Source organism: Streptomyces sp. NPDC094143 (assembly GCF_040303825.1).
In the GTDB taxonomy this organism is placed as follows: domain Bacteria; phylum Actinomycetota; class Actinomycetes; order Streptomycetales; family Streptomycetaceae; genus Streptomyces.
In genome coordinates this window covers 52,954-79,500 of record NZ_JBEOTZ010000021.1, presented here as the reverse complement: position 1 = coordinate 79,500, position 26,547 = coordinate 52,954, and the positions used below count along the sequence as shown (strand labels likewise).

The following is a 26,547-nucleotide window of genomic DNA, read 5'->3' as shown; positions in this document are numbered from 1 at the left end:
TGATGAACCCTCAGGCAGGCGGCGGGTCCGCCGTCTACGAGGAGGCCCGGTCGCTGCTCGACTGGGGCTTCGGCTCGGCCGCGAGGGTCGAGCCGGTGGGTTCGCTCGCGGTGCCGCGCCCGCCCGCGCGCACGGAGGTGACGGCCGTGCCCGCGGCCGCGGCGACCGTGCCGAGGGAACCGGGGTCCGTCTGGACGGAGGCGGGACTGATCGCCGGAGCGGCCGGGGTGGGCGCCTCGGTCGTGGTGCTGGTGCTGCGGCTCCCGGTGCGCAGGCCGGGGCGGGGCTGACCGGCCGGCAGCCACAGCAGCAGACCGAGGGTGATCCACGCGTAGAGGTTGCCGCCGAGGAACCCGTCGACGCCGGACGCGTCGTCGAACCACAGCCAGACGACGCTGGTGCACAGCACCGCGTACAGGGCGCCCGCGACGCGGACGTGTCCGGCCCGGAGCAGTACGGCGAAGGACGGCAACAGCCAGACGAGGTGGTGCACCCAGGTGATCGGGCTGACGAGGCAGGCGGCGAGGCCGGTCAGGGCGAACGCGGCCGTCCAGTCGTCCGCCGCGGCGGCCCGGCGGGCCCGCACGGCCCACACGCCCAGGACCAGCAGGACGGCCGCCGCCCACACCGCCCGGTCCGGTGCGCCGAGCCGGGCGAGGATGCCCTGCACGGACTGGTTCGAGACGTAGGCCGGCCGCCCCACCCGGTCGGTGTCCCACAGCCCTTCGGTCCAGTAGAAGCGCGAGGCGTCCGGGTCCACCAGGGCGGCCAGGGCCGTGGCGGCGAGGGCGACGGCCGTGGCGATCGCGGCGGCGCGCCACCGCCGGGCCACCAGCAGCAGCCCGATGAACAGCGCCGGCGTGAGCTTGATCGCCGCGGCGAGCCCGATGCCGGCGCCCGCGAGCCGGTCGCGTCCGGTCGCCAGCAGCGCCGCGTCGATGAGGACGAGGGCCAGCAGCAGGACGTTCACCTGGCCGAAGCTGAAGGTGTCGCGCAGCGGTTCGAACAGCGCGAGCAGGCAGGCGATCAGCGCCCAGCCGAACCAGCCGAACCGACGCCACGCCGGGCCCGCCAGCAGGCGCAGGACCAGGGCGAGGGCCGCCAGGTTGAGCAGCAGCGCGGCGGCGATCGCGGTAGGCAGGTCCAGCAGCGACATCGGCAGCATGGCGACCGCGGCGAACGGCGGGTAGGTGAAGCCGTACATCGTCCCCGGCACGCGGTAGTCGTAGATCCGGCCGCCGTGGTGGACCCAGGTGTCCACGCTCCCGTAGTAGACGCGCAGATCGAACCAGTCGCGCAGCAGGGGCACGGTCGCGGTGAAGACCGTGACCGCCGTGGCGAGGGCGACCACCAGCAGCAGCCGGCCGCGGTCGGTGCCCGGCTGGGACGCGCTCACGCGGCGCGTCCCAGCGCCGGGGCGAGCTGGGCCTGGCGGGCCTGCCACAGCACGACGACCGCGAGAGCCCCTCCGGAGACGGCCAGCAGCAGCTGTCCCGTGTCCGCCGGACCGCCGCTGGGCAGGACGCACAGCGCGAGCACGCCGGTCACGGCGGCCGTGCGGTGGCGTACGGAGCCGCTGGGCGCGGCGGCGGCGATGAGGAACAGGCCCCACAGGGCGTACCAGGGGCGGATCGCCGGGCCGAGCGCGGCCACCGCCACCAGGCTCAGGCCCAGCGCGTACACCGGCCGCGGCCGCAGCCGGAGCCAGATCACCGCGATCGCGGCCACGGCGGCCACGATGCCGAGGGTGTGCCAGACGGGGATCGCCAGGGGCGCGAGATCACTGCCGAGGTGCTCCAGGACGGCTCGGGTGGCCCGGCCGAGCAGGGTGGTCAGGGCCCAGTTCTGCGGTGACGCCGGGGTGTCGAGGGCGGCGATCCAGCCGTATCCGGTGCCGGCGACGGCCGTGACGGCGACGGTCGTCCCCGCCGCGGCGACGGCGGTGGCCGTGAGGGCCTTCACGGCACTGCGCCCCGCGCGCACCTGCAGGACGACGACGGCGGCCAGGCCGAGCACGGCGGGCGCCTTGACCAGCGCGGCGAGCGTCACGAGAACGGCACCGAGAACCGGCCACCGGCCGAGCGCGGCGACCAGCCCGACACCCAGCAGGCCCAGCATGACGGCGTCGTTGTGGGCGCCGGCGACCAGGTGCAGCAGGACGAGCGGGTTGAGGGCGCCCAGCCACAGCGCGGCGGACGGGTCGGCTCCGCTGTGCCGGGCGAGGCGGGGCAGTGCGGCCGCCATCAGGGCCACCCCGGCGAGCGCGACCAGCCGCATCCCGACGAGTCCGGCGGGCAGGTCGCCGCGGGTCAGACCGGACAGGGCCGCGGCCACGGCGAGGAACACCGGTCCGTACGGGGCGCCGGTGTGCCGCCAGAGCGGGGCGACCTCGTCGGCGAGCGGGCCGCCGAGCCGGGACGGTCCGTGCGCGTACACGTCCAGGTGCGCCTCGACCATGGCTCCCTGGGCGAGGTAGCTGTAGACGTCCCGGCTGAACAGCGGCGGGGCCAGCAGCAGAGGGGCCGCCCAGGCGGCGAGGACCAGCAGCAGGGCGCGCGGAGCGGGAGGTCGGGGACCGCGGACCAGCCGGCCGAGCAGTGCCCAGGCCGCGATCAGCAGCACGACACCGAAGTACGCGCCGACCAGTCCGAGGGCGGCGTGCGCGGAGGCCGGGTGGAGGAGGTCCCGTACGGGCAGGGCCCCGGCCGTCTCACCGCCCAGGGCGAGGCAGGCGGTTCCGGCCAGACCGAGTATCCGGCAGCGGCGGAGATCGACGGGGAAAGCCATGGCCAACACTCGGGCAGCGTGGCAACGCGGTGTGGCTGGAAGTTGACGCGGTGCCCTCCGGGGCGCGGCCGGAGTGTGACCGGCCGGTGAGTGTGACCGGCCGGTGATCAGAACCGAGGGGGGTCCGGCGATGAAGGGTCTTCCGGTATGGGAGGCACGTCCCTCGGGCCCCCGCGTCAGAACACCGACAGGCCCGTCAGCGTCGTGAACCTGTCCAGTGCCGCCACGCCCGCCACCGAGTTGCCCCGCTCGTCCAGGCCCGGGCTCCACACGCAGAGGGTGCAGCGGCCCGGGACGACCGCGATGATGCCGCCGCCCACACCGCTCTTGCCCGGCAGGCCCACGCGGTAGGCGAAGTCGCCGGCCGCGTCGTACGTGCCGCAGGTCAGCATGATCGCGTTGATCTGCTTGGCCTGGCTGCGGGTGAGCAGACGGGTGCCGTCGGCACGGATGCCGTGCCGGGCCAGGAAGGTCGTGGCGAGGGCGAGGTCGGCGCAGGACGCCGTGACGGAGCACTGGCGGAAGTACTGTTCGAGCAGGACCGGCACCGGGTTGTCGATGTTGCCGTACGACGCCATGAAGTGGCCGAGCGCGGCGTTGCGGTCGCCGTGGGCGGACTCGGAGGCGGCGACCTCCTTGTCGAACGTCAGCTCCGGGTTGCCGCTCTCCGCGCGCAGGAAGCCCAGCAGTTCCCCGGACGCGTCGCCGGTCCGGGTGTGCAGCCGGTCGGTGACGACGAGCGCGCCGGCGTTGATGAACGGGTTGCGCGGGATGCCGTTCTCGTACTCCAGCTGGATGAGGGAGTTGAACGGGTTGCCGGAGGGCTCGCGGCCCACGTGCTCCCACAGGGCGTCGCCCTCCCGGGAGAGGTCCAGGGCGAGGGTGAAGACCTTGGTGATGGACTGCGCCGAGAACGGCTGCCGCCAGTCCCCCACCCCGTACACGGTGCCGTCGGGTTCGGCGACGGCCATGCCGAAGCTGCGCGGGTCGCAGGCCGCTAGCGCCGGGATGTAGTCAGCGGCCCGGCCGCGGCCGGGGGTCCGCTCGATCTCCCCGGCGATGCGCTCCAGGACCGGCTGGAAGGTGGTCGACGGCGTCATGATCACCATTGTCCCTCCGGCCGGTCCCCGCGCGCACGGGTCCTTGTCGAGTTATCGCGTTGTCGCGCCGGAGCGCCGGGGGGGCTACCGTGCGGGCAGCGAGTGATCCCGGAGGAGCTGAGCATGGTCGGTCGTCAGAGCGCGCGTTGACGTCGTGGCCGTCTCCGGCCTGTCATCGCGTGCCGCCTTGATCCGTGGCACGGCGAGCCCTGCTTCCCGTCCGTCACCGTCGGCGCGCCCTGTCGCGCGCCGGGTGCCGGTCTCGTCCTCGCACCCCTGGAATCCCCGTGCCCTTTGATGTCTCCGCTGCGAACGATCCGTCCCGCCCGTGCGCACCCCACGACGCCTCCGGCGCCGGTCGGTCCGCCCCGGCCTGTGGCGGGACGCCGACTTCCGCAGGCTCTGGACCGGTCAGACCGCCTCCCAGCTGGGCGAGCACGCCTGCCTGGTGGTGCTGCCCCTGATCGCGGTGCTGACGCTCCACACCGACGCCGGCCGGCTGGGCGCCCTGCGCGCGGTGGGGCAGGCGCCCATCCTGCTGCTCTCCCTCTTCGTCGGCGCCTGGGTGGACCGGTGGCGGACCCGCACGGTGATGGTGCTGGCGGACGCCGGCCGGGCCGTGGCGCTGGGCGCGACCGTCCTGGCCGGCCTCCTCGGCGCGCTCGGGCTGCCGGCCCTGCTCGTGGTCGCGTTCGTCGTCGGGGCCCTGTCCGTGTTCTTCGACGTGGCGTACCAGACGTCGCTGGTACGGCTGGTGAGGCGCGATCAGCTGCTGCGGGGCAACAGCGCGCTGGAGGGCAGCCGGTCCGCGGCCCAGATCGGCGGCCCCGCTCTGGGCGGGGCACTGGTGTCCCTGCTGTCGGCACCGGTCGCGGCGGCCTCCGGCGCACTGTTCTTCGTGCTGTCGTTCCTGTCGATCCGGCGGATCCGCCGCCGGGAACCGGTCCCGGAGTCCCGGGGACGTCCCCCTCGGATCCGGCGGCGGATCATGGCGGGCGTCCGCTTCGTCGCCCGCGACCCCGCGCTGCGGGCGGTGGGTCTCGCCTCCGCCGCCTTCCAGTTCTCCTTCGCGGCCATGATGACCGTCTATCTGCTCTTCCTGCCGCGGGAACTGCACCTGTCGGGCGCCGCCGTGGGGCTGGCGCTCGCCGCGACGGGACCGGGCGCGCTCCTCGGCTCGCTGTTCGCCGCCCGGCTGCCGGGCCGGTTCGGTCACGGCATGGTGCTCGTGTCCGCGGCGGCACTCGGCGACGCCGTGATGCTGTGGGTGCCCGCGCTGCACGGCCCCGCCGCAGTGACGGTCCCCGCGCTCGTGGCGGTCAACTTCCTGTTCGGGGCCTGCGGGCAGCTGGTGAACGTCACCACCATGTCCGTGCGCCAGGCCGTCACGCCCGACGGGATGCAGGGCCGCGTGGCGGCGACGATCACGTTCGCCGGCATGGGCACGGCCCCGCTCGGCTCCCTGCTCGGGGGCCTGCTCGCGGAGCGGTGGGGCCTGCGCACCGGCCTCTTTCTCACGGCCACCGGCCTGTTGCTGTCCCCGGCGCTGCTGGCGTTGTCCCCGCTCGCCCGCCTGGGACGGACGCTGCCGGCCCGGCCGGGGCCGGACGCGACAGGCGGTTGATCACCAGGGGCCGGTGCCGGGGTCGGCGGGTGACGCCGGTGGCCGACGCCGGGGCGGGCGGGTGACGCCGGTGGCCGGCATCCGCCCGCCCCACCGGACGCGGCGACCGGCCACGCCGACAGGACCACCGAGCCACCGATCACGGTGTTCCGAACGGCTCCGTTCAGACCGCGGCCGGACGCTCCTCCGGCCCGCTGCCCGCCAGAACCTCCGGACGCAGCAGGGCCGCGAGGGTATCGGCGGGCAACAGGCCCTTTTCCAGGACGAGTTCGGCCACGCCCCGGCCCGTGGCGAGGGCTTCCTTGGCGATGTCGGTGGCGGCCGAGTAGCCGATGTGCGGGTTGAGGGCGGTGACGAGGCCGATGGAGTTCTCGACCGTGGCGCGCAGCGCCTCGGTGTTGGCGGTGATGCCCCACACGCAGCGCTCGGCGAGCGTCAGGCACGCCGCCCGGAGGTGGGTGATCGACTCGGACAGGGAGTGCAGGATGATCGGCTCGAAGGCGTTGAGCTGGAGCTGCCCGGCCTCCGCGGCCATGGTGATGGTGACGTCGTTGCCGATCACCTCGAAGGCGACCTGGTTCACCACCTCGGGGATCACCGGGTTCACCTTGCCCGGCATGATCGAGGAACCGGCCTGTACGGGCGGCAGGTTGATCTCGCCGAGACCGGCACGCGGACCGGAGGACAGCAGCCGCAGGTCGTTGCAGCTCTTGGACAGCTTGACCGCGATGCGCTTGAGCACGCCCGACATCTGCACGAACGCACCGCAGTCCTGGGTCGCCTCGACCAGGTTGGCCGCGGTCACCAGCGGCAGGCCGGTGATCTCGGACAGGTGGCGCCGGGCCGACTCGGCGTATCCTGCGGGGGCGTTGAGGCCGGTGCCGATGGCGGTGGCGCCGAGGTTGATCTCATGGACCAGCTCGACGGCCTCGGCGAGCCGGGACCGGTCCTCGTCCAGCATGACGGCGTACGCGGAGAACTCCTGACCGAGCGTCATCGGCACCGCGTCCTGCAACTGCGTACGGCCCATCTTGAGCACGTCACGGAACTCGACGGCCTTGTGGGCGAACGCGTCCTGCAGCACCGACATCGCGTCGAGCAGCCCGCGCACCGCGAACACCGTCGCGATCTTGACCGCGGTCGGGTAGACGTCGTTGGTGGACTGACCGAGGTTGACGTCCTCGTTGGGGTGCAGGTACCGGTACTCGCCCTTGGCGTGGCCGAGCAGTTCCAGCGCCCGGTTGGCGACGACCTCGTTGGCGTTCATGTTGGTCGAGGTGCCCGCCCCGCCCTGGACGACGTCGACGACGAACTGGTCGTGCAGCCGGCCGGCGCGGATCTCCCGGCAGGCGGCGACGATGGCGGCGGCCTTCTCCGGGTCCAGCAGACCGAGTTCCTCGTTGGCGAGGGCCGCGGCCTCCTTGACGGCGGCCAGGGCGCCGATGAGGTGCGGGTAGGCGGAGATCGGCGTCCCCGTGATGGGGAAGTTCTCCGTGGCCCGCAGGGTGTGCACACCCCAGTAGGCGTCGGCGGGAACGTCACGGTCACCGAGCAGGTCGTGCTCGGAGCGGGTGGCGGCGGTCATGAGGGTGAGGGTCCTCTTTCTGAGGGAAGTGAGGGTGGGTGTGCGCCCCTTCAGGGGCGCGGGGAACTGCGCGATCAGCCACAGGGGTGCCGCAGCCGCCGGACGGGAGAACCCGGCACGCGTTCAGGCCCGGGCCGCACCGGCAAGCGGCTCCAGCGAGCGAACGGGCCGCACCCGCCCGACCTCCCGGCCACCGCCCAGCAACGGCTCGCCCTGGAACTCGGTGAGCAGCCCGGGGTCCACACCGGCCCGGGCCAGCGCGGCGGCGGTCACCGGCACCCGCGCCCGGTTCGCACCGTCCGCGATCTTCACCGCAACGGCCCGCCCGTCGGCCAGCGCGGCGACCTGCACACCCTCGAAGCCGTCCTTGGACAACAGCCCCGGCACGGCCCGCATCAGCGCGGCGACGTCCCGGCCGGAGCCGGAGGCCATCTCCGCGTGCTCGCGCATCGCGTCGGCCACGCGTGCCTCGGGCGTGCCGGGCGCGGCCGAGACGATCCGGGCGGTCGCGCGGGCCAGGCCGTGCAGGGAGATGGCGAACAGGGGCGCGCCGCAGCCGTCGACGGTGACCCGGGCGATCCGCTGCCCGGTCAGGTCCTCGACGATCTCGGCGATGGCCTGCTGGAGCGGGTGGGCCGGGTCGAGGTAGTTCTCCAGCGGCCAGCCGTTGAGGGCGCAGGTGTAGAGCATGGCGGCGTGCTTGCCGGAGCAGTTCTGGGCGAGCCGGGAGGGCGGCCGGCCGTCGCGGATCCAGGCGTCCCGGACGACCGGGTCGAACGGCATGTCCGGGACGTTGCGCAGGTGTTCCTCGGTGAGCCCGGCGAGTTCGAGGATGCGCCGGGCGCCTGCGAGGTGGCGTTCCTCGCCGGAGTGGCTGGCCGCGGTCAGCGACAGCAGCTCGCCGTGGAGCGGGAGCCCGGCCCGGGCCATGGCCACGGCCTGGACGGGCTTGATCGCGGAGCGGGGGTAGAAGGCGGCCTCGATGTCTCCGATCTGGAGCTGGACGTCTCCGTCGGCGCCGAGGACGACGACGGAGCCGTAGTGCATGCCTTCGACGATTCCGCCGCGTATGAGGTGGGCGACAGGGGTGTGGACGGGTTCACGGACCAGGGGTGCGGCCGCGAGGGAACTGCTGTGCATCACTGCCTGCTTCTCTGGGAGCGGCGCGTGGGTCACGCGCCGGCTCCGGTGGTGGACTTGCGTGCGATACGGCCGCGGATGCCGAACCATCCGGCGACCAGGGCCCCGACGATCAGCGGCAGGCACAGCACGGTGGTGCGTCCCGCGCCGCCGTCGGCGTACATGAGGACCAGGACGGAGGCGAGGAAGCCAGCGTCGGGGCCCGGACGACGAGGAAGGCGAACAGGCCGCAGACCGCGTAGGCGATGAAGAGGGAGGGGCCGGCGTCGGCGAGGCGGCCGCCGGCGCCCAGGAAGAGGCCGGTGCCGATGGCGCCGCCGATGGCGATCATGTTGACGTGCCGGGACTTCAGGGACTTGCTGTAGCCCGCGTCTCCGGCGTCCACATGGCCGGAACGTTTCTGCACGTCGTCGCGCAGGGACTGCTCACTCACGCCTCGGGCCTGCCTTCCATGGGGGTTTCCGCGCTGGTGTCCGCCGGGGTTGTCGTCCGGATCTCGGGGGAGATGTCCGTGCGCGGGGAACGCACGATGTCGGTGAGGGTCGTCTCGACGCGGTCGAGATGGTGGGCCATGGCCTCCACCGCGTCGTTCTCCGAACCGTCGACCAGCGCCTCGACGATCGCCCGGTGCTCGCGGTTGGACTGCTCGCGGCGGCCGCCGAGCTCGTTGAGGAAGGCCGACTGGCGGGCCAGCGCGTCCCTGATCTCCTCGATGACCCGGCGGAACACCGGGTTCTGGGCGGCTTCCGCCACGGCGAGGTGGAACAGCGTGTCCATCGCGACCCAGGCCGTGGTGTCGGTCTCCCGCTCCATCCGGTCCAGCAGGTGGGCCAGGTGGTCGAGGTTCTCGGGGGTGCGGCGCCGGGCCGCGTACCCGGCCACCGGGATCTCGACGTGGCGGCGCACCTCCAGCAGGTCGCTGGCCGCGTAGTCGCCGAAGGTGGGGTCCTCGACGCTGTCGGCCACGACGAAGGTGCCCTTGCCGGTCCGGGACACGGTCAGACCCATGGTCTGCAGCGCCCGCAGCGCCTCGCGCAGCACGGGCCGGGAGACCTCCAGGGTGCGGCAGAGCTCCGCCTCGGAGGGAAGCTTGTCGCCGATGGCGTACTCGCCCCGTTCGATGGCGCCGCGCAGGTGCGCCAGCACCGCTTCCATGGCGCTGACGCGGCGCACGGGCTGTCCGGCTGTCCGGCTGTCTGACAGGTTCACGGGAGAGATACTCCGGTCGGCGGCTCAGGCTGTCAAGGGGCGCCCCAAAGGGGCGCGGGGAACTGCGCGACGAGCCACGAGGGCGCCGCAGACAGACGACGGCGCTTGCCCGCAGGACACTCAGCCGTGCAGCACACCCGCCCCGAGCAGCCCCAACAGCAGCACACCCACCACGACCCGGTAGATGACGAACGCGTTGAACGAATGCTTGGCGACGAACCTCAACAGCCACGCGATGGAGGCGTACGCCACGACGAAGGAGACGACCGTGCCGACGGCGAGTGGCGCCGCGCCCACCCCGGTGCCCAGGGCGTCCTTGAGCTCGTACGAGCCGGCACCGGTGAGCGCGGGGATGCCGAGGAAGAAGGAGAGCCGGGTGGCGGCGACGCGGTCCAGGTCGAGGATCAGCGCCGTGGACATGGTGGCGCCGGAGCGGGAGAAGCCCGGGAAGAGCAGGGCGAGGATCTGGGAGCCGCCGACCAGCATGGCGTCCTTGAAGGAGGTGTCGTCCTCGCCGCGTCTGTGCCGGCCCATCTGGTCCGCCGCCCACATCACACCGCTGCCCACGATCAGCGAGCCGGCCACCACCCACAGGGAGGCGAGCGGGCCCTCGATGAGCGGCTTGGCGACGAGCCCCACGGCGACGATCGGGACGGTGGCGCAGACGACCCACCAGGCGAACTTGTAGTCGTGGTGGTGACGCTCCTCGCGGTGGCGCAGGCCGCGCCCCCAGGCCGAGACGATCCGCACGATGTCCCCGAGGAAGTACACGAGCACCGCGGCGATGGCGCCGACCTGGATGACCGCCGAGAACCCGACCACGGCGCCGTCGTCCACGGGGATGCCCATCAGCCCTTCGACGATCTTCAGATGGCCGGTGGAGGAGACGGGCAGGAACTCGGTCACCCCCTCGACGGCTCCGAGGACGACGGCCTGACCGACGGTGATGACGCTCATGGGATCCCGTTCTGCTCGTGAGGGGCGGGAGCGAAGGGATCAGTCGTACTGCATCCGGGCGAGAAGGAATCTCATGCGGTTCACACCCACTCCTTACCCCTGGGCCCCTACCAGCCCTTCTCGAACATGCGGGCGACCTCGGCGATCCGCATGTCGTCGCGGTGGTAGCGCAGGCCGCCCCCGGACCGGCTGCCGCGCAGCATGCCGGTGGCCTCCAGCAGCCGCAGATGGGTGGCGGCGACCGGGCGTGGCAGCGCGAAGTGCTCGGCGACGGCGTCCGCGGTGACCCCGCCGGCGGCGGGACCGGGTTCCCTCAGCCAGGCCAGGATGCGCAGCCGCGTCAGGTCCGTGGGAGTCCTCAGCATGGCGTGCCCCTGCCTCGCGGCGTCGTCCTCTGCACCGCGTCTTCCCACTGTCCCGCACTCGATGCGACCGTGTCCGGGACTCGGCAGGCTTGTCCGATACCACACCCACCGGGCCGAACTGCCGTACAAAGCAGAGCAGTTCGGGCCGGGCGGAGGGACGGAAGAGGGAGGGACGGAAGAGGGAGGGGCACGACGCGATGGGCCGGGCCCCTCCCCCGCCGGCTCAGCGGTGGCGGAACCAGGACATCGACGCGAGCGCGCGGTCGTCGTAGCCGAACAGGGCCTGGTTCTCCCAGGCGTTGCCGGAGGACGCGTCGGTCGGGTCCCAGCCGTTGCCGGACACGGCGGTCCAGGTCGCCTCCCAGTAGAAGACGCCGAGGCCGCGGCCGTTCGGGACGGCCTCCACGATGCTCGCCACGTCGTTCATCCACCGGGTCTGGCCGGTCACGCTCGCCGGATAGCCCGGGACCAGCTCGTCGGCGGTGTTGATGATGTTCTCGTGGGAGTCCTCGCTGTCCAGGCGGAACGGGTAGGCCGTCTCGGCGACGAACACCGGCTTGCCGTAGCGGGTGGCCGCGTCGTCCAGCGTCGTCTGGAAGTCGGCCAGGGTGCCGTGCCAGTAGCCGTAGTACGACAGGCCGATCGCGTCGAACCGCACGCCGTGGGAGCGCGCGCTGTCGAACCACCAGCGGGTGCCCTCCAGGTCACCGCCCTCGGCGAGGTGCAGGGCCACGGTGGTGCCGGAGCTGACCGCCTTGACGGCGTCGTAGCCGGAGTTGAGGAGGTCGGCCAGCTGTGTCCAGTTGGAGGTGGATCCCTCGTTCCACAGCATGCCGCCGTTGATCTCGTTGCCGACCTGGACCATGTCGGCGGTGGTGCCCTGGGCCTTCAACGCGTTCAACACGTCGTAGGTGTGGCGGTACACGTCCGTCTTCAGTTGGCTGTAAGAGTGGCCCGCCCAGGCAGCGGGCTTGTCCTGGCGGCCCGGGTCGGCCCAGAAGTCGGAGTAGTGGAAGTCCACCAGCAGCTTCACGCCCTGGGCCTTGACGCGCTTGGCCGCGGCCAGGACGCGGGCCTTGTTGTTGTAGCCGTCGGCCGGGTCGACCCAGACCTTGAGGCGGGCGTAGTTCATACCGTTCGACTTCAGCAGGGACAGGGCGTCGCCTGCGGTCCCGGAGGCGCTGCGGTAGAGGCCGCCCTCGGCCTCGCTCTTCACCAGGGACGAGACGTCGGCACCCTTGATCGACGTACCGGACGTGCCCGGCGCGAAGGTCAGGTCGTCGACATTGATCCAGTTGCCCGCGTTCGCGTCACTGTTGATGGTGATCGTGCACTGGTTGGTGGTCACGTTGACCGGCACGACGATCCGGATCCACCCACTGGCCGAGACCGGCAGGTCGGTGCGCTGCTCGGCGCCGCCGCAGTTCTTCAGCGCTATGTAGGCCGCCTTCTGTCCCCCGCCCGAACGCACCCAGGCGGTGAGCTTGTAGGAGCCGTTGGCGAGTCCGGACAGGTACTGGTACGTCTCCACCTTGTAGGCGCCGGCGGCCCAGTGGCTCAGGCGGTGGCTGCCACCGTGACCGCCGGGCTCGGTGAACGAGGCGCCGGTGTCGCCGTACTCGGACCAGCCGGCCGGTGTGGGGGCGCCCGCGCCGTCGGCTTCGAAGCCGCCGTTGGTCAGCGTGCTCGCGGCGTGGGCGGGGGTGGCGGGCAGGGCGGTGAGGGCGAGCCCGGCGGCGAGCGGCAGCAGCAGGGCTCTCAGGGTGCGTCTGGGATGGAACATCGTCGTCCGTCGTCCCTTCGACGTGGGGGTTGGGGAGTACCTCCCGCCCACGGCAGGGCGGGAGAGCCCCTCCGCCCGCGGCTCGTGGCACGCGCGGGCGGAGGGAGTCGGTTCAGCCGTCGAGCCGGACGACCCGGACGGCTCCTGCGGGAACCGCCAGGCGGCCGGCGGCGCGTTCGCCGGTGAGCAGTTCGGTGCCGGCGGCCTCCAGGGGCACCTTGGCGTCCGCGGCGGTGTGGTTGACGGCGAACAGGTAGGTGCCGGACGCACCGGTGCGGCGGACCACTTCGACGTCCCGGGGCAGACCGGCGCGCGGAGCGAGCCGGGCGTCCTCGCCCGCCAGGCCGAGCAACGTGTCGAGGCCGTCGGCGCCGAGCCGGGTGGAGACGTACCAGGCGGTGCCCCGGCCCAGGCGGTGCCGGGTGACGGCGGGCAGACCGGCGGCCGGCCCGTCGGCGTAGGTCAGGACGGTGTCGGCGCCGCGGGGCACCACGAACTCGGTCCACACGTCGGCGCCCAGTTCGGTCCCGTCGGGGCCGGTGACCCGCACGCGTTCACCGGGGAGCAACGGGGAGAACTCCTCGATCGTCAGGCCGAGGACGTCCCGCAGCGGGCCCGGGTAGGGCCCCTCGTGGACGGCGTCGTGCTCGTCGACGATGCCGGAGAAGTACGAGACGGCCAGCGTGCCGCCGCCCTCCACGTACGCAGTCAGGTTGCGCCCGGCCGCCTCCGTCATCAGGTACAGGGCGGGGACGACGACAAGGGGATACCTCGACAAGTCGGCTTCCGGGTGGGCGAAGTCGACGGTGAGGTGGCGGTCGTAGAGAGCCTCGTAGAAGGCGTCGGCGCGCTCGCGGGCGTCGTGGTCGACGCTGGGGCGCCAGTCGAGGGTCTGCGCCCACCAGGAGTGCCAGTCCCACAGCACGGCCACGTCGGCCTCGGTGCGCGTGCCGCGGATCTCGCTCAGCGCCTCGACGCATGCGCCGAGTTCGACGACCTCGCGCCACACGCGGGTGTCGGTGCCGCCGTGCGGGACCATCGCCGAGTGGAACTTCTCGGCGCCGCGCCGGGACTGGCGCCACTGGAAGAACATGGCACCCTCGGAGCCGCGTGCCACGTGCGCGAGGGAGTTGCGGGCCATCTGGCCGGGGGCCTTGGCGGGGTTGCGGGGCTGCCAGTTGACGCCCGAGGTGGAGTGCTCCAGCAGCAGCCAGGGGGCGCCGCCCGCGACGGAACGGGTGAGGTCGGCCGCCATGGCGAGGTTGACGTGGGTGCGGCGGCCGTCGGTGATCAGGTAGTGGTCGTTGGTGACGAGGTCGACCTCGCGGCCCCAGGCCCAGTAGTCGACGGAGTCGCACTGGCTCAGGGCCGTCATGAAGTTGGTGGTGACCGGGACGCCCGGGGAGAGGCGGTGCAGGATGTCCCGCTCCGCCACGAAGTTCTCGCGCATGGTGGCGTCAGCGAACCGCTTGTAGTCCAGCGCCTGGGCCGGGTTGACGGCCGCCGGGGTGAGCCGGGGCGGGTTGATCTGCTCGAAGCCGGTGTAGCGCTGGCCCCAGAAGGCCGTTCCCCAAGCATCGTTGACCGCGTCGACCGTGCCGTACGTGGTCTCCAGCCAGCGGCGGAAGTGGGCGGCGCAGGAGTCGCAGTAGCAGGCCGAGACGGGGACGCCGTACTCGTTGTGGACGTGCCACAGCGCCAGGGCCGGGTGGTCGGCGTAGCGCTCGGCGAGCCGGGTGGTGATGGCCGCGGCGGCGGCTCGGTAGTCGGCGTTGCTGTGGCAGATGGCCGCACGGGAGCCGAACTCGTAGCGCACGCCCTCGGCGGTGACGGGCAGCGCCTCGGGGTGGGCCCGGTAGAACCAGACGGGCGGGACGACCGTGGGGGTGCCGAGGTCGACGCGGACGCCGTGCTCGTGGAGCAGGTCCAGCAGCCGGTCCAGCCAGCCGAAGTCGTAGGTGCCGGGCGCGGGTTCCAGCAGGGCCCAGGAGAAGATCCCGACGCTCACCATGGTGACGCCGGCCTCGCGCATCAGCCGGACGTCCTCCTGCCAGACGCTTTCCGGCCACTGCTCGGGGTTGTAGTCCCCACCGAAGGCGAGCCTGGTGAGGCCCCTGGGGCTTGTGTCCGGCATGGATGGTCTCCCGGTTGATCGATCAATTGGGAACGTGCACACACAGCGGCGCGGTGCTGAGCCCAACATAACCGCACAGCAACAACCATTGACAAGTGTCCGGGATGTTTCTCTACTGTGAACGCTCACAGAAGCATGGCAGGTCCTCGCAGCAGGCGAGGACCCCAGGTCAGGGGAGAGATCCATGCCGTACACGAAGCGCCGTCGCCTCGTGACATCCGCCGTCGCCCTCGCGCTCGGCGCCACCACCCTCGCCGCTTGTGGCTCGGATTCCGGGGACGGCGGGACCGAGTCGGGTCCGGTCTCGCTGACGTACTGGACCTGGACGCCCGGCATGGACAAGGTCGTGGACCTGTGGAACAAGGGCCCGGGCAAGAAGGACCGGATCACCGTCACGGTGAAGAAGCAGGCCTCCGGTGACACCCTGGTCACCAAGATCCTCACCGCGCACAAGGCGGGCAAGGCGCCCGACCTGGTGCAGGCCGAGTACCAGGCGCTGCCCACACTGGTGAGCAACGACGCCCTCGCGGACATCTCCGAGGACGTGGACGGCGCGAAGGACAGCTTCGCCGACGGCGTCTGGCAGCAGACGACCCTGGGCACGGACGCGGTCTACGCGGTTCCGCAGGACATCGGGCCGATGATGTTCTACTACCGCGAGGACCTGTTCGAGGAGTACGGCCTGAGCGTGCCGACGACCTGGGAGGAGTTCGCGGAGACGGCCCGCGAGCTCAAGAAGGCCGCCCCCGGCAAGGACCTCACCACCTTCTCCGCCAACGACTCCGGCCTGTTCGCGGGTCTCGCCCAGCAGGCGGGCGCCAAGTGGTGGACCACTTCCGGCGACCGGTGGAAGGTCGCGATCGACGACGCGGCGACGCGGAAGGTCGCGAAGTTCTGGGGCGGCCTGGTCCGTGAGGGCGCCATCGACAACCAGCCGATGTACACCCCCTCCTGGAACAAGGCGCTCAACACCGGCAAGCAGATCGCCTGGGTCAGCGCGGTGTGGGCTCCGGGCACCCTCACCACCGCCGCCCCCGACACCAAGGGCAAGTGGGCCATGGCCCCGCTCCCCCAGTGGCCGGGGAGCGGGAACCGCACCGGCAGCTGGGGCGGCTCCTCCACCGCCGTCACGACGGACTCCGACCACCGCGAGGCCGCCGCGAAGTTCGCCACCTGGCTGAACACCGACCGGGCCGCCCTGAACGCGCTGGCCGAGGAGAGCGGCATCTACCCGGCCGCCACCAACGCCCAGACCAGCGGCGCCTTCCTCAAGCCCCCGGCCTACTTCTCCAACCAGGCCGACTTCTACGCCAAGGCCGCCGACATCGCGGAGACCACCGCGCCCTCCGCCTGGGGCCCGAACGTCAACGTCGCCTACACCACCTTCAAGGACGCCTTCGGCGCCGCCGCCAAGAACAAGTCGGACTTCGGCGCCGCGCTGGAGAAGATGCAGGCCGACACCGTCGCCGACATGAAGAAGCAGGGCTTCGAGGTCGCGGAGTGAACAGCACGGTACGCCGGCGGTCGTACGGGGTCAGAAGGGCTCCGTACGGCTTCCTCCTCCCCGCGACGATCCTCTTCGCGCTGTTCTTCGCCCTGCCCATCGGCTACGCGCTCTTTCTGAGCTTCCGCAAGGTGCGGGTCTCCGGCCTCGGCCTGGGCTCCGGCGCCCGCACGGAGGTCTGGGCCGGACTGGAGAACTACACCGACGCCCTCTCCGACAGCGAACTGCTCGACGGCACCCTGCGCGTGCTGGGCTACGGCTGCGTCGTCGTCCCGGTGATGCTGGGCCTGGCCCTGCTCCTCGCGCTGATGCTCGACTCGGAGAAGGTGCGGCTCGCGCCGTTCACCCGGCTCGCGATCTTCCTGCCGTACGCCGTCCCGGGGGTGGTGGCGGCGCTGCTGTGGGGCTTCCTGTACCTGCCGGACGTCAGCCCCTTCTACTTCGTGCTCGACCGGCTGGGACTGCCGCAGCCGGACCTGCTGGACGGCGGGCCGCTGTACCTGGCCCTGTCGAACATCGCGGTGTGGGGCGGCACCGGCTTCAACATGATCGTCATCTACACCTCGCTCCGGGCGATCCCAGCGGAGGTGTACGAGGCGGCGAAGCTGGACGGCGCCACCCCGCTGCAGACCGCCCTGCGGATCAAGATCCCGATGGTGGCTCCGTCGCTGGTGCTGACGTTCTTCTTCTCGATCATCGCGACGCTCCAGGTGTTCAACGAGCCCACCACCCTCAAGCCGCTCACCAACTCCGTGTCCACGACGTGGAGTCCGCTGATGAAGGTGTACCGGGACGCCTTCGGCGAGGGCGACATCCACGGCGCCGCGGCGCAGGCCGTGATCATCGCCTTCGCCACGCTCCTGCTGTCCTTCGGCTTCCTGCGAGCCGCGAACCACCGTCAGAAGCAGGAGGCAGCCCGATGAGCTCCCTTGCCGTCCCCCAGACCGAGCCGGTGGCGGGCAGCACGCCCGGCACGGCCCAGGACCGCCCGCCGCTGCGCCGCCGCATCGCCCTCCTCCCGACGCTCACGTTGCTGCTGGGCGCCCTCTACTGTCTGCTGCCCGTGGCCTGGGTGGTCATCGCGGCCACCAAGTCCGGGCGGGAGCTGTTCTCCACGTTCACGTTCCTGCCCGGCACGGGCTTCGCGGACAACGTCCGGGATCTCGACGCCTACCGCGACGGCGTCTACTGGCAGTGGATGGGCAACTCCGCCCTGTACGCCGGCCTCGGTGCCCTGCTGTCGACGTGCGTCTCGGCGGTCAGCGGCTACGCACTGGCGGTCTACCGGTTCCGGGGCCGCGAGACGCTGTTCAACGTGCTGCTCGCGGGCGTGCTGATGCCACCGGTGATCCTCGCCGTCCCGCAGTACCTGCTGCTGGCGCAGGCCGACCTCACGGACTCGTACCTGTCGGTCCTGCTGCCGCAGATCCTCTCGCCGTACGGCGTCTACCTGGCGCGGATCTACGCCGCGGCGGCGGTGCCGGCCGACGTGGTGGAGGCCGGGCGGATGGACGGGGCGGGCGAGTGGCGGATCTTCACGCGCATCGCGCTGCCGATGATGGTCCCCGGGCTGGTGACGGTGTTCCTCTTCCAGTTCGTGGCGATCTGGAACAACTTCCTGCTGCCGTACATCATGCTCAGCGACGACGAGAAGTTCCCGATCACGCTGGGGCTGTTCACGTTGCTGGAGCAGGGCGCCAACACCCCGGCGCTGTACACGCTGGTGATCACGGGCGCGTTCCTGGCGGTGCTGCCGCTGGTCGCCCTCTTCCTGGTGGTCCAGCGGTTCTGGAGCCTGGATCTGCTCTCCGGAGCCGTAAAGTCATGACCATGAACGCTGCGGGGGGCAGGCGCAGACCGCCCACGATCCACGACGTGGCGCGCGAGGCGGGGGTCTCGCGCGGCACCGTCTCACGTGTGCTCAACGGCGGCCACTACGTCAGCCCGGCCGCGCAGGAGGCGGTCAACGCGGCCATCCGCAGGACCGGTTACGTCGTCAACCGGCACGCCCGCTCGCTGATCACCGGCCGGTCGGACTCGGTCGGCTTCCTGCTGACCGAGCCGCAGGAGCGGTTCTTCGAGGACCCGAACTTCAACGTCCTGCTGCGCGGCTGCACCCAGGCGCTCGCCGCGCACGACATCCCGCTGCTGCTGATGCTGGCGGGCACCGAGGACGAACGGCGGCGCATCACCCGGTACATCACCGCCGGGCACGTGGACGGGGTTCTGCTGGTCTCCAGCCACTCCGGCGATCCGGTCGCCGACGAGCTGCGCGGGGCGGGGGTGCCGCTGGTCGCCTGCGGCAAACCGATCGGCCTGGGCTCGAAGGTGAGTTACGTGGCCGCCGACGACCGGGACGGCGCCCGGGACATGGTGCGCCATCTGCTCTCGCTGGGGCGGCGCCGGGTGGGCATGGTGACCGGCCCGCTGGACACGCCCGGCGGCGTGGAGCGCCTCGCCGGATACCAGGAGGTGCTGGCCGAGGCGGGGCTTGGGTTCGACGAGGGACTCGTCGTCTCCGGCGACTACAGCCGGGCCAGCGGCGAGGCGGGCGCCGAGCGGCTGCTGGCGCAGGCCCCGGACATGGACGCGGTGTTCGTCGCCTCGGACCTCATGGCGCAGGGCGTGCTGACGGCGCTGCAGCGGGCGGGCCGGCGGGTACCGCAGGACGTCGCGGTCGGCGGCTTCGACGACTCCCCCGCGGCGCTCGCCTCCAGCCCCGAGCTGACGACCATCCGCCAGCCGTGGGACCGGATCAGCGCCGAGATGGTGCGAGTACTGCTGGCGCAGATCGGGGGCGAGGACCCGGCGGCGGTGATCCTGCCGACCGAACTGGTGAAGCGGGAGTCGACCTAGCCGCGGCCGTCTCGCGAGGAGCTCGCTCCATGCATGCTCATGGAACCCCGCGCCGGTGTTACCGTTCCCATATGGTGGCGAAAACGGCTGGTGTGGCGCTCGAGGAACGGTGGCGGGACATCCTGTCGGCGCACGCGCGCACGATGTGCGAGATCGACCGGGCGCTGCATCCGCACGGTCTCGGCGCCTCCGACTTCGAGGTCCTGGACATGCTCGCCACGGCCGGGCCCGAGCAGGGCGACCAGTGCCGGGTGCAGAACCTGGTCGGCCGGGTGCATCTCAGCCAGAGCGCGCTGTCCCGGCTGATCGCCCGGCTGGAGAAGGACGGGCTGGTGACGCGCTCGGTGTGCGAGGAGGACCGGCGCGGCGTCTGGGTAGCCCTCACCTCCAAGGGCCGTGACCTGCACGCCGAGGTGCTGCCCCTGCAGCGGGCGGCTCTGGCCCGGACCCTGGGCGAGTAGAACGCCCGGGCCCGGACGGGGCCGGTGTGCCTACGGGCGTGCCAGCAGGGTGCGCACTCCCTCCGATGTGAGGGTCAGCCGATGCTCCGAGCTGCCGTCGATGGTGAGCGACAGATCGTCGGCCGGCCACTGCGCGGCGAGGGCGCCGAGGGGCACCAGACGGTAGCGGGAGACGAACGGCAGCAGCCCGGCCATCTCCACCTCCGAGGTGAACACGGGCACCACCGGCTCGCCGCCCGGCTGCTCCAGCACGGGCAGCGCCACCGCCGAGGGGTTGGCGGCGTCGGAGTCGTTCGCGTCGTCGGGCACGGGGATGAGCACGTCGCTGTTGGCGAGCGCGTCCAGAGCCGCCGCGTCCTCCGTGTTCTCGGCGAGGACGTCCAGAGCCCGCTGGGCGGGCGTGGGCGTGGGGTCGTTTGCAGGTGTCTCCATGGCAGATTCCCTGGTAGCGGAGGTCGTGCGGCCCACCCGGGACATGATCCGCCCCGAGTGCGGTCCTGGTCGCGTACCCGAACCGACCCGGGGCAACCCTCGTCGGCCCCGAAGGTTCCCGGGAGGGTTCGGGCGTCACTCGTGCAGAACGGCGAGCAGCCCCCGCACGCGCGTGCCGTCCGGCAGCGTCCAGGAGCCGGCGAGGTGGCCCGTCGCTCCCCCGTCGGCGGTGGGCGGCCCGTCCGTGGCGGGCTCCAGGACCCGGTGCAGACGCAGCACCGGCCCATTCGGCGAGGTCAGCCGGGTGCCGTCGTGGTCGTCCGTCACCGTGAAGTCCGTGGGCAGGGGGCCGTCGCCGGTGCGGGAGACGGTGACGTCGTCGTCGGGCAGGTCGCTGATGTTCTGGTGCTGCGCCCGCGTCCGCCCTTCGAACAGGGCCGGCAACGGGTCGAGGAGGACCGGGTCGTGACAGCCGTCATAGGCCCAGCGCGGCCCTAGCACGCCGTGCTCCATGGTGCCGACGAGTGCGTCCTCCGCCCCCTGGAGCGGGGCGCCGCGGTAGTGAGCGGCACCAGATGGGCCGTGGGCCCGGGGCCGCGGGCGTCAGTCACGCCACACCTTGGCGATCCGCCCCGCGCCCCAGTCCGCAGACGGCCCCCTCGACGCCGGCGCCGATGCGGCGGGCCCCGGGTTGCCCTCGCCCGGCGAAGTACCCGGGCCACGGGTCGGCGGCGGAGCGGGGTGCGGCGTTCGGCGAGGTCTCCACGCTCGCCGTGGGATCGATCGACGCCGCCGCCGGCCGGTACGGCCGGACCGGCCGGCACGGGAGTCAAGGCGTCGGCGGCGGCCCGCTGCCGTCCGCCAGGCTCCCTCGCCGGGGCCGGCGAGGACGCCCCGCCCGGGCTCAGGTGTCGAAGTCCACCGTCAGCGTCTCGGACACGGGATACGTCTGGCAGGTGAGGACGTAGCCCGCGTCCACCTCCGACGGCTCCAGGGCGAAGTTGCGGCGCATGTCTGCCGTGCCGTCGGTGACCAGGGCCCGGCATGTGCCGCACACACCGCCCTTGCAGGCGAAGGGCAGGTCCGGGCGGGTCTGCTGGGCGCCTTCGAGGAGGGTGCGTTCACGGGGCAGGGCCGAGGTGGTGGAGCGGCCGTCCAGGGTGATGGTGACCTGGCTGACCGGGCCGGAGGGGCCGGTCTCCGTGTGCACGACCTCGCGCACCGGCTCGTCGTCGGCGTAGAAGAGCTCCTGGTGGACGCGGTCGGTGGGGACGCCGAGGCCGGACAGGACCTGCTGAGCGGAGCGGACCATGCCGTGCGGGCCGCACAGCCACCAGTGGTCGGCACACTCCACGTCGACCAGCGCGCCGATCAGCGCCGCGAGCCGCTCGGCGTCGAGACGCCCGGAGAGCACCTCCGCCTCGCGGGGCTCGCGGGAGAGGACGTGGGCGAGCTGGAAGCGGGTCGGGTAGAGGTCCTTCAGGTCGGCAAGCTCGTCGGCGAACATCACCGTGCCGGTGCGGCGGTTGCCGTAGAGGAGGGTGACGCGCGAGCGGGCGTCGGCGGCCAGGACGGACTCGGCGATGGAGACCATGGGCGTGATGCCGGAGCCGGCCGCGATCAGCACGTGGTGGCCGGGGGTGGTGAGGTCGGGGGTGAAGGCGCCGGTGGGGGCCATCACCTCGACGGTGTCGCCGGGGCGCACCTCGCGCACCAGCCAGGAGGAGAACAGGCCGCCCGGGACGACCCGGACGCCGATGCGCGGTGCCGTGCCGGCGGGTGAGCAGATGGAGTAGGAGCGGCGCTCGTCACGGCCGTCGATCTCGCGCCGCAGGGTGAGCGACTGGCCGGGCGCGAAGGTGAACTCCTTCACCAGCTCGGCCGGGATGTCGAAGCTGACGGCCGCGGCGTCCTCGCACAGGGGCTGCACGGCGGCGACCCGCAGGGGGTGGAAGACCGGGCGTCGGCGGGCACGCGCGGGTGCGGCCGGGGCGGGGGCCGGCTCCATCAGGTCCTCCATCAGATCTCCTTGACGTACTCGAACGGCTCGCGGCAGGCGAGGCAGCGCCACAGGGCCTTGCAGGACGTGGCGGCGAAGCGGGAGGTCTCCTCGGTGTCGGAGCTGCCGCAGCGGGGGCAGGGCACCGTGCGGCGGGTCGGCGACAGCACCAGCGGCACCGGCCCGGCGGCACGCGCGGGCGCGGCACCGGGCGGGGCGATGCCGTGCTCGGCGAGCTTGCGGCGGCCCTCGTCCGTGATCCAGTCGCTGGTCCACGGCGGATCCAGGACGGTGCGGATCTCCACGCGCGCGTACCCGGCGTCCCGCAGCCGGGCGGCCACCCCGGCGCGCATCTCCGCCATGGCGGGGCAGCCCGAGTAGGTGGGGGTGAGGCTCGCGACGACCGTGCCGTCCTCGGTAAGGGACACGTCCCGCAGCACCCCGAGGTCGGCCAGGGTGAGCATGGGCAGTTCGGGGTCGGGCACCTGCTCGGCGATCCGCCGGGCCCGCCGCGCGTCCAGGAGCGTGGTCACCATGTCGCCTCCGGATGCGCCCGGGCCACGCCCTGCAGCTCGGCCAGCAGCGGCGCCAGATGCTCGGTGTGCTCGCCGGAGCGGCCCGACCCGGGCAGCGGGCGGTAGACCGGCATGGGCAGTCCGGCCGCCTCGGTGACCTGCCGCAGGACGTCGACGACCTGGTCGCGCACGTCGTACGCCGTGAACAGCTCGCCCAGGTAGGGGGCGACCTGCTCCTGCGCCTTGCGCATCCGGCGGTGCGACTCCTCGGTGCCGTCGCCGAGCCGCACGGCCCACTCGGCCGCGTACTGGCGGTGGTACGCCAGCTCCTTCACGCCCTTGGCGGCGATGGCCGCGAGGACCGGGTCGCGGTGGGCGGAGAGCCGCTCGAACTGGGCGAGGCGCCAGCTGGAGAACACCAGCAGCCGGACGATCGAGAACGCGAAGTCGCCGTTGGGCAGTTCGGCCAGGCGCACGTTGCGGAAGTCGCCGGCGTCGCGGAAGTAGGCGAAGGCGTCCTCGTCGCGGCCGGTGCCGTCGACCTGGCCGGCTCGGGAGTAGAGCAGGCGGGCCTGGCCGAGCAGGTCGAGCCCGATGTTGGCCAGCGCCACCTCCTCCTCCAGTTCGGGGGCGCGGGTGGTCCACTCGGCGAGCCGCTGGGCCGAGACCAGGGCGTCGTCGGCCAAGGTGACGCAGAGTTCCGCGAGTTCACCGGCGTCCACACCGTCCGGGACGGTGGTGTCGACGCCGTGCAGGGGGTCCTCGAAGCCGGTGCCGTAGGCCCAGCGGGTGTCGTCCTCGTGTCCCTCGGCGAGGGTCAGGTAGACGTGGTCGTCGCTCATGCCCTCTCCTTCAGATGTGCGGGACGTCGTCGGGGATGTCGTAGAAGGTCGGGTGGCGGTAGACCTTGTCGGCGCTGGGCTCGAAGAAGGGGTCCTTCTCGTCGCGCGTGGAGGCGGCGATATGCTCCGAGCGCACGACCCAGATGGACACGCCCTCGTTGCGGCGGGTGTAGAGGTCGCGGGCGTGGGTGAGCGCCATGCGGTCGTCGGCCGCGTGCAGCGAGCCCACGTGGACGTGGTTCAGGCCGCGCTTGCCGCGCACGAACACCTCGTACAGCGGCCATTCCTGCTTGCCGGCGGTCATGCCACCGCTCCCTTCCGCGTCCGGGACGCCTGCTTGGCGGCGTGGGCGGTGGCCGCCTCGCGCACCCAGGCGCCCTCCTCGTGGGCCGTGCGGCGCCGGGTCACGCGCTCCTCGTTGCACGGTCCGTCGCCCTTGATGACCCGCATCAGCTCGTCCCAGTCGGGCGTGCCGAAGTCGTGGTGGCCCCGCTCCTCGTTCCAGCGCAGCTCCGGGTCGGGGAGCGTCACGCCGAGCTTCTCGGCCTGCGGGACGGTCATGTCGACGAAGCGCTGGCGCAGTTCGTCGTTGCTGTGCCGCTTGATCTTCCAGGCCATGGACTGCGCCGAGTTGGGCGAGGCGTCGTCGGGCGGACCGAACATCATCAGCGACGGCCACCACCAGCGGTTCACCGCGTCCTGCACCATCTCGCGCTGCTCGGGGGTGCCGCGCATCATCGTCATCAGCAGCTCGTAGCCCTGCCGCTGGTGGAACGACTCCTCCTTGCAGATCCGCACCATGGCGCGCGCGTAGGGCCCGTACGAGGAGCGGCACAGCGGCACCTGGTTGCAGATCGCGGCGCCGTCGACGAACCAGCCGATCACGCCGACGTCCGCGAAGCTGAGCGTCGGGTAGTTGAAGATCGACGAGTACTTCTGGCGGCCCTCGATGAGCCGCTCGGTCAGATCGGCGCGGTCGGCGCCGAGGGTCTCCGCCGCCGAGTACAGGTACAGCCCGTGCCCGGCCTCGTCCTGGACCTTCGCGAAGAGGATGGCCTTGCGGCGCAGCGACGGGGCGCGCGTGATCCACTCGCCCTCCGGCTGCATGCCGATGATCTCCGAGTGCGCGTGCTGCGCGATCTGGCGGATCAGAGTCTTCCGGTAGCCCTCCGGCATCCAGTCGCGCGGCTCGATCCGCTGGTCCCGCGCGATCGTCGCCTCGAAGTGCCGCTGGAGAACCGGCTCGGTGCCGTCCGCCCCCGGGGGGCTGGAGTGTGTCGTGTCCATCCGTCCCACTTCCCAACCGACCATTCGTTCGGTCCATGGTATGACAAGGCGCCGCGCCTTGGTAAGACCCGATCCCTTGACAGGCACCGAGGCGAATTGATTACTTGGCGGCACCGAAGCTAACCGAATGTTCGGTCGGGCTACAAGGTGGTGCGAGAAGTGAGCCATACCGCTGACGCGACACCGGCCGCGGAGACGATGTTCGCCGCGGACGAGGCCTCCCGCGGGCTCGGCATCGAGCTGCTGGAGCAGGGCGAGGGGACCGCCACGCTGCGCATGACCGTGACCCGCTCCATGGTGAACGGGCACGGCATCGCCCACGGCGGGTACGTCTTCCTGCTCGCCGACAGCGCCTTCGCCTGCGCCTGCAACAGCCACGGCCCGGTGACGGTCGCGGCCGGCGCCGACATCACCTTCGTGGCCCCGGCCCACGAGGGCGACGTCCTCGTGGCACGGGCCGAGGAGCGCACCCGGTACGGCCGCAGCGGCCTCTACGACGTGACCGTCCGGCGCGGCGACGAGGTGATAGCGGAGTTCCGGGGCCGCAGCCGCAGCATCAGCAGCACGAGGTCGGAGGAGCCGGCATGACCAGCGAGACGGGGACCACGACGGACGGCGCGGCCGGGGCCGGCCGCCGACGGGGCGAGCCCCTCCCCCACGACCTGCTGGACGACGCCGAGCGCCTGACCCGCGAGCAGCTGCGCGAGCTCCAGCTGGACCGGCTGCGCCGGAGCCTGCGGCACGCCTACGAGAACGTGGAGACGTACCGCAGGAAGTTCGACGCGGCCGGGGTCACGCCCGAGGACTGCCGCTGTCTGGAGGACCTGGCCCGCTTCCCCTTCACCACCAAGGCCGACCTCAGGGAGACCTACCCGTTCGGCATGTTCGCGGTCCCGATGGACCAGGTGCGGCGCGTCCACGCCTCCAGCGGCACCACCGGACGCCCCACGGTGGTCGGCTACACGGAGAACGACCTGTCGATGTGGTCGGACCTGGTGGCCCGCTCGATCCGGGCGGCCGGCGGGCGCCCTGGCCACAAGGTGCACATCTCCTACGGCTATGGACTGTTCACCGGCGGCCTCGGCGCGCACTACGGCGCCGAGCGGGCCGGGTGCACGGTGATCCCCGCCTCGGGCGGCATGACGGCCCGCCAGGTGCAGATCATCCAGGACTTCCGGCCCGAGATCATCATGGTCACCCCGTCCTACATGCTCACGCTGCTCGACGAGTTCGAGAGGCAGGGCGTCGACCCGCGCACCAGCAGCCTGCGCGTGGGCATCTTCGGGGCCGAGCCGTGGACGGAGGAGATGCGCCGCGAGATCGAGGAGCGGACGGACCTGCACGCCGTCGACATATACGGGCTGTCGGAGGTGATCGGCCCGGGCGTCGCGCAGGAGTGCGTGGAGACCAAGGACGGGCTGCACGTGTGGGAGGACCACTTCTATCCCGAGGTCGTCGACCCGATCACGGGCGAGGTGCTGCCCGAGGGCGAGGAGGGCGAGCTGGTCTTCACGTCCCTGACCAAGGAGGCACTGCCGGTCGTCCGCTACCGCACCCGCGACCTGACCCGGCTGCTGCCCGGCACGGCCCGGCCCGCGTTCCGCCGCATCCAGAAGATCACCGGCCGCTGCGACGACATGATCATCCTGCGCGGGGTGAACGTCTTCCCGAGCCAGATCGAGGAGATCGTGCTGCGCACCCCCGGGGTCGCCCCGCACTTCCAGATCCAGCTGACCCGTCGGGGCCGCCTGGACCACATGACCGTGCGGGTCGAGACCCGCCCCGGCACCGGCCCCGGGGAGCGGGAGGCGGCGGCCCGGGCGATCGCGCAGGCCGTCAAGGACGGGGTCGGCGTCTCCGCCGAGGTGACGATCGTCGAACCGGAGACCCTGGAACGCTCCCTGGGCAAGCTCCGCCGGGTGAAGGACCTGCGCGAGAAGTGAGATGAACAAAGCGACGCCCTACCG

At 72.2% G+C, this 26,547-nt stretch carries 24 protein-coding genes and 2 pseudogenes; 8 read left to right on the top strand and 18 right to left on the bottom strand.

What is annotated here, in order from left to right; all coding sequences use genetic code 11:
* Nucleotides 1-34 precede the first annotated feature (34 nt).
* The 3 genes from ABTZ58_RS25070 to ABTZ58_RS25060 all read right to left on the bottom strand — a co-directional run bounded on the left by ABTZ58_RS25070 (nt 35) and on the right by ABTZ58_RS25060 (nt 3,896).
* Nucleotides 35-1,396, bottom strand: a complete 1,362-nt coding sequence (locus ABTZ58_RS25070) for a glycosyltransferase 87 family protein (RefSeq protein ID WP_351360773.1) — start codon at nt 1,394-1,396, stop codon at nt 35-37.
* A complete protein-coding gene (gene mptB / locus ABTZ58_RS25065) occupies nt 1,393-2,787 on the bottom strand; it encodes a polyprenol phosphomannose-dependent alpha 1,6 mannosyltransferase MptB (RefSeq protein WP_351360770.1) in 1,395 nt (464 codons plus the stop codon). The genes ABTZ58_RS25070 and mptB overlap by 4 nt, the downstream gene beginning before the upstream one ends.
* 176 nt (nt 2,788-2,963) lie before the next feature.
* Complete coding sequence (locus ABTZ58_RS25060; protein WP_351360767.1) at nt 2,964-3,896, bottom strand: glutaminase; 933 nt, start codon at nt 3,894-3,896, stop codon at nt 2,964-2,966.
* A gap of 319 nt (nt 3,897-4,215) precedes the next feature.
* On the opposite strand from ABTZ58_RS25060, the gene ABTZ58_RS25055 reads away from it, so the two are divergent.
* The gene (locus ABTZ58_RS25055; protein ID WP_351360764.1) at nt 4,216-5,511 is read left to right on the top strand and encodes an MFS transporter; all 1,296 of its coding nucleotides are present in this window, start codon (nt 4,216-4,218) and stop codon (nt 5,509-5,511) included.
* A 163-nt stretch (nt 5,512-5,674) separates the two neighbouring features.
* On the opposite strand, the gene aspA is transcribed toward ABTZ58_RS25055, so the two are convergent.
* The 8 genes and pseudogenes from aspA to ABTZ58_RS25015 all read right to left on the bottom strand — a co-directional run bounded on the left by aspA (nt 5,675) and on the right by ABTZ58_RS25015 (nt 14,684).
* Nucleotides 5,675-7,096 (bottom strand): aspartate ammonia-lyase, encoded by a 1,422-nt coding sequence (aspA, locus tag ABTZ58_RS25050; protein WP_351360761.1) that lies wholly within the window; start codon nt 7,094-7,096, stop codon nt 5,675-5,677.
* Between the two features lie 123 nt (nt 7,097-7,219).
* Nucleotides 7,220-8,236 carry an asparaginase gene (locus tag ABTZ58_RS25045; protein WP_351360758.1) on the bottom strand — a complete coding sequence of 339 codons (1,017 nt, stop codon included), beginning with the start codon at nt 8,234-8,236 and terminating at the stop codon, nt 7,220-7,222.
* A 199-nt stretch (nt 8,237-8,435) separates the two neighbouring features.
* A pseudogene (locus ABTZ58_RS25040) lies at nt 8,436-8,669 on the bottom strand (amino acid permease); the annotation flags it as partial.
* On the bottom strand, nt 8,666-9,391 hold the full coding sequence (locus ABTZ58_RS25035) for a FadR/GntR family transcriptional regulator (RefSeq protein ID WP_351360976.1): 726 nt from the start codon (nt 9,389-9,391) through the stop codon (nt 8,666-8,668). The gene ABTZ58_RS25035 and the pseudogene ABTZ58_RS25040, both read right to left, overlap by 4 nt.
* 174 nt (nt 9,392-9,565) lie before the next feature.
* Nucleotides 9,566-10,402 carry an undecaprenyl-diphosphate phosphatase gene (locus ABTZ58_RS25030; protein ID WP_351360755.1) on the bottom strand — a complete coding sequence of 279 codons (837 nt, stop codon included), beginning with the start codon at nt 10,400-10,402 and terminating at the stop codon, nt 9,566-9,568.
* A gap of 107 nt (nt 10,403-10,509) precedes the next feature.
* A complete protein-coding gene (locus ABTZ58_RS25025) occupies nt 10,510-10,767 on the bottom strand; it encodes an ArsR/SmtB family transcription factor (protein WP_351360752.1) in 258 nt (85 codons plus the stop codon).
* A gap of 223 nt (nt 10,768-10,990) precedes the next feature.
* Nucleotides 10,991-12,550: a glycoside hydrolase family 53 protein gene (locus tag ABTZ58_RS25020; protein WP_351360750.1), complete on the bottom strand. Its 1,560-nt coding sequence runs from the start codon at nt 12,548-12,550 to the stop codon at nt 10,991-10,993.
* A gap of 112 nt (nt 12,551-12,662) precedes the next feature.
* Nucleotides 12,663-14,684: a beta-galactosidase gene (locus ABTZ58_RS25015; RefSeq protein ID WP_351360747.1), complete on the bottom strand. Its 2,022-nt coding sequence runs from the start codon at nt 14,682-14,684 to the stop codon at nt 12,663-12,665.
* Between the two features lie 184 nt (nt 14,685-14,868).
* Here ABTZ58_RS25015 and ABTZ58_RS25010 point away from each other — a divergent pair, with 184 nt between their 5' ends.
* From ABTZ58_RS25010 to ABTZ58_RS24990, 5 genes are all read left to right on the top strand, one after another.
* Nucleotides 14,869-16,188 (top strand): ABC transporter substrate-binding protein, encoded by a 1,320-nt coding sequence (locus ABTZ58_RS25010; RefSeq protein ID WP_351360745.1) that lies wholly within the window; start codon nt 14,869-14,871, stop codon nt 16,186-16,188.
* Nucleotides 16,185-17,111: a carbohydrate ABC transporter permease gene (locus tag ABTZ58_RS25005; RefSeq protein ID WP_351360742.1), complete on the top strand. Its 927-nt coding sequence runs from the start codon at nt 16,185-16,187 to the stop codon at nt 17,109-17,111. Before ABTZ58_RS25010 ends, ABTZ58_RS25005 begins: the two co-directional genes overlap by 4 nt.
* Entirely contained in the window at nt 17,108-18,016 is a 909-nt protein-coding gene (locus ABTZ58_RS25000) for a carbohydrate ABC transporter permease (RefSeq protein ID WP_351360739.1), read from the top strand. Before ABTZ58_RS25005 ends, ABTZ58_RS25000 begins: the two co-directional genes overlap by 4 nt.
* Nucleotides 18,013-19,044, top strand: a complete 1,032-nt coding sequence (locus tag ABTZ58_RS24995) for a LacI family DNA-binding transcriptional regulator (RefSeq protein ID WP_351360736.1) — start codon at nt 18,013-18,015, stop codon at nt 19,042-19,044. The genes ABTZ58_RS25000 and ABTZ58_RS24995 overlap by 4 nt, the downstream gene beginning before the upstream one ends.
* A 71-nt stretch (nt 19,045-19,115) precedes the next feature.
* Nucleotides 19,116-19,505: a MarR family winged helix-turn-helix transcriptional regulator gene (locus tag ABTZ58_RS24990; RefSeq protein WP_351360733.1), complete on the top strand. Its 390-nt coding sequence runs from the start codon at nt 19,116-19,118 to the stop codon at nt 19,503-19,505.
* A gap of 30 nt (nt 19,506-19,535) precedes the next feature.
* Here ABTZ58_RS24990 and ABTZ58_RS24985 read toward each other — a convergent pair whose 3' ends face one another.
* The 7 genes and pseudogenes from ABTZ58_RS24985 to paaA form a co-directional block, all read right to left on the bottom strand.
* Nucleotides 19,536-19,937, bottom strand: coding sequence for an SseB family protein (locus tag ABTZ58_RS24985; RefSeq protein WP_351360730.1), 402 nt, complete (start codon nt 19,935-19,937; stop codon nt 19,536-19,538).
* Nucleotides 19,938-20,072: 135 nt separating this feature from the next.
* Nucleotides 20,073-20,453, bottom strand: a pseudogene (locus ABTZ58_RS24980) (maltokinase N-terminal cap-like domain-containing protein); the annotation flags it as partial.
* Nucleotides 20,454-20,841: 388 nt separating this feature from the next.
* Nucleotides 20,842-21,957 (bottom strand): 1,2-phenylacetyl-CoA epoxidase subunit PaaE, encoded by a 1,116-nt coding sequence (paaE, locus tag ABTZ58_RS24975; RefSeq protein WP_351360727.1) that lies wholly within the window; start codon nt 21,955-21,957, stop codon nt 20,842-20,844.
* A complete protein-coding gene (gene paaD, locus ABTZ58_RS24970) occupies nt 21,957-22,472 on the bottom strand; it encodes a 1,2-phenylacetyl-CoA epoxidase subunit PaaD (protein ID WP_351360724.1) in 516 nt (171 codons plus the stop codon). Before paaD ends, paaE begins: the two co-directional genes overlap by 1 nt.
* The gene (gene paaC / locus ABTZ58_RS24965; RefSeq protein WP_351360721.1) at nt 22,466-23,293 is read right to left on the bottom strand and encodes a 1,2-phenylacetyl-CoA epoxidase subunit PaaC; all 828 of its coding nucleotides are present in this window, start codon (nt 23,291-23,293) and stop codon (nt 22,466-22,468) included. Before paaC ends, paaD begins: the two co-directional genes overlap by 7 nt.
* 10 nt (nt 23,294-23,303) lie before the next feature.
* Nucleotides 23,304-23,597: a 1,2-phenylacetyl-CoA epoxidase subunit PaaB gene (gene paaB / locus ABTZ58_RS24960; protein ID WP_351360718.1), complete on the bottom strand. Its 294-nt coding sequence runs from the start codon at nt 23,595-23,597 to the stop codon at nt 23,304-23,306.
* Entirely contained in the window at nt 23,594-24,580 is a 987-nt protein-coding gene (paaA, locus tag ABTZ58_RS24955) for a 1,2-phenylacetyl-CoA epoxidase subunit PaaA (protein ID WP_351360715.1), read from the bottom strand. The genes paaB and paaA overlap by 4 nt, the downstream gene beginning before the upstream one ends.
* Before the next feature lie 198 nt (nt 24,581-24,778).
* On the opposite strand from paaA, the gene paaI reads away from it, so the two are divergent.
* Together paaI and paaK are read left to right on the top strand one after the other, a co-directional pair.
* On the top strand, nt 24,779-25,168 hold the full coding sequence (gene paaI / locus ABTZ58_RS24950; protein ID WP_351360973.1) for a hydroxyphenylacetyl-CoA thioesterase PaaI: 390 nt from the start codon (nt 24,779-24,781) through the stop codon (nt 25,166-25,168).
* Nucleotides 25,165-26,523, top strand: coding sequence for a phenylacetate--CoA ligase PaaK (gene paaK, locus ABTZ58_RS24945; RefSeq protein ID WP_351360712.1), 1,359 nt, complete (start codon nt 25,165-25,167; stop codon nt 26,521-26,523). Before paaI ends, paaK begins: the two co-directional genes overlap by 4 nt.
* Nucleotides 26,524-26,547: the final 24 nt, after the last annotated feature.

Excerpts from the sequence above, each read along its gene's own strand:
- ABTZ58_RS24995 (WP_351360736.1), top strand. The coding sequence starts at position 18,013 with ATGACCATGAACGCTGCGGGGGGCAGGCGCAGACCGCCCACGATCCAC.
- ABTZ58_RS25035 (WP_351360976.1), bottom strand. The coding sequence starts at position 9,391 with ATGGAAGCGGTGCTGGCGCACCTGCGCGGCGCCATCGAACGGGGCGAG.
- ABTZ58_RS25030 (WP_351360755.1), bottom strand. The coding sequence starts at position 10,402 with ATGAGCGTCATCACCGTCGGTCAGGCCGTCGTCCTCGGAGCCGTCGAG.
- ABTZ58_RS24985 (WP_351360730.1), bottom strand. The coding sequence starts at position 19,937 with ATGGAGACACCTGCAAACGACCCCACGCCCACGCCCGCCCAGCGGGCT.
- paaE (WP_351360727.1), bottom strand. The coding sequence starts at position 21,957 with ATGGAGGACCTGATGGAGCCGGCCCCCGCCCCGGCCGCACCCGCGCGT.
- ABTZ58_RS25060 (WP_351360767.1), bottom strand. The coding sequence starts at position 3,896 with ATGGTGATCATGACGCCGTCGACCACCTTCCAGCCGGTCCTGGAGCGC.
- ABTZ58_RS25010 (WP_351360745.1), top strand. The coding sequence starts at position 14,869 with ATGCCGTACACGAAGCGCCGTCGCCTCGTGACATCCGCCGTCGCCCTC.
- ABTZ58_RS24990 (WP_351360733.1), top strand. The coding sequence starts at position 19,116 with ATGGTGGCGAAAACGGCTGGTGTGGCGCTCGAGGAACGGTGGCGGGAC.
- paaA (WP_351360715.1), bottom strand. The coding sequence starts at position 24,580 with ATGGACACGACACACTCCAGCCCCCCGGGGGCGGACGGCACCGAGCCG.
- mptB (WP_351360770.1), bottom strand. The coding sequence starts at position 2,787 with ATGGCTTTCCCCGTCGATCTCCGCCGCTGCCGGATACTCGGTCTGGCC.
- paaB (WP_351360718.1), bottom strand. The coding sequence starts at position 23,597 with ATGACCGCCGGCAAGCAGGAATGGCCGCTGTACGAGGTGTTCGTGCGC.
- ABTZ58_RS25020 (WP_351360750.1), bottom strand. The coding sequence starts at position 12,550 with ATGTTCCATCCCAGACGCACCCTGAGAGCCCTGCTGCTGCCGCTCGCC.
- paaD (WP_351360724.1), bottom strand. The coding sequence starts at position 22,472 with ATGGTGACCACGCTCCTGGACGCGCGGCGGGCCCGGCGGATCGCCGAG.
- aspA (WP_351360761.1), bottom strand. The coding sequence starts at position 7,096 with ATGACCGCCGCCACCCGCTCCGAGCACGACCTGCTCGGTGACCGTGAC.
- paaK (WP_351360712.1), top strand. The coding sequence starts at position 25,165 with ATGACCAGCGAGACGGGGACCACGACGGACGGCGCGGCCGGGGCCGGC.
- paaC (WP_351360721.1), bottom strand. The coding sequence starts at position 23,293 with ATGAGCGACGACCACGTCTACCTGACCCTCGCCGAGGGACACGAGGAC.
- ABTZ58_RS25025 (WP_351360752.1), bottom strand. The coding sequence starts at position 10,767 with ATGCTGAGGACTCCCACGGACCTGACGCGGCTGCGCATCCTGGCCTGG.
- ABTZ58_RS25015 (WP_351360747.1), bottom strand. The coding sequence starts at position 14,684 with ATGCCGGACACAAGCCCCAGGGGCCTCACCAGGCTCGCCTTCGGTGGG.
- ABTZ58_RS25045 (WP_351360758.1), bottom strand. The coding sequence starts at position 8,236 with ATGCACAGCAGTTCCCTCGCGGCCGCACCCCTGGTCCGTGAACCCGTC.
- paaI (WP_351360973.1), top strand. The coding sequence starts at position 24,779 with ATGTTCGCCGCGGACGAGGCCTCCCGCGGGCTCGGCATCGAGCTGCTG.
- ABTZ58_RS25000 (WP_351360739.1), top strand. The coding sequence starts at position 17,108 with ATGAGCTCCCTTGCCGTCCCCCAGACCGAGCCGGTGGCGGGCAGCACG.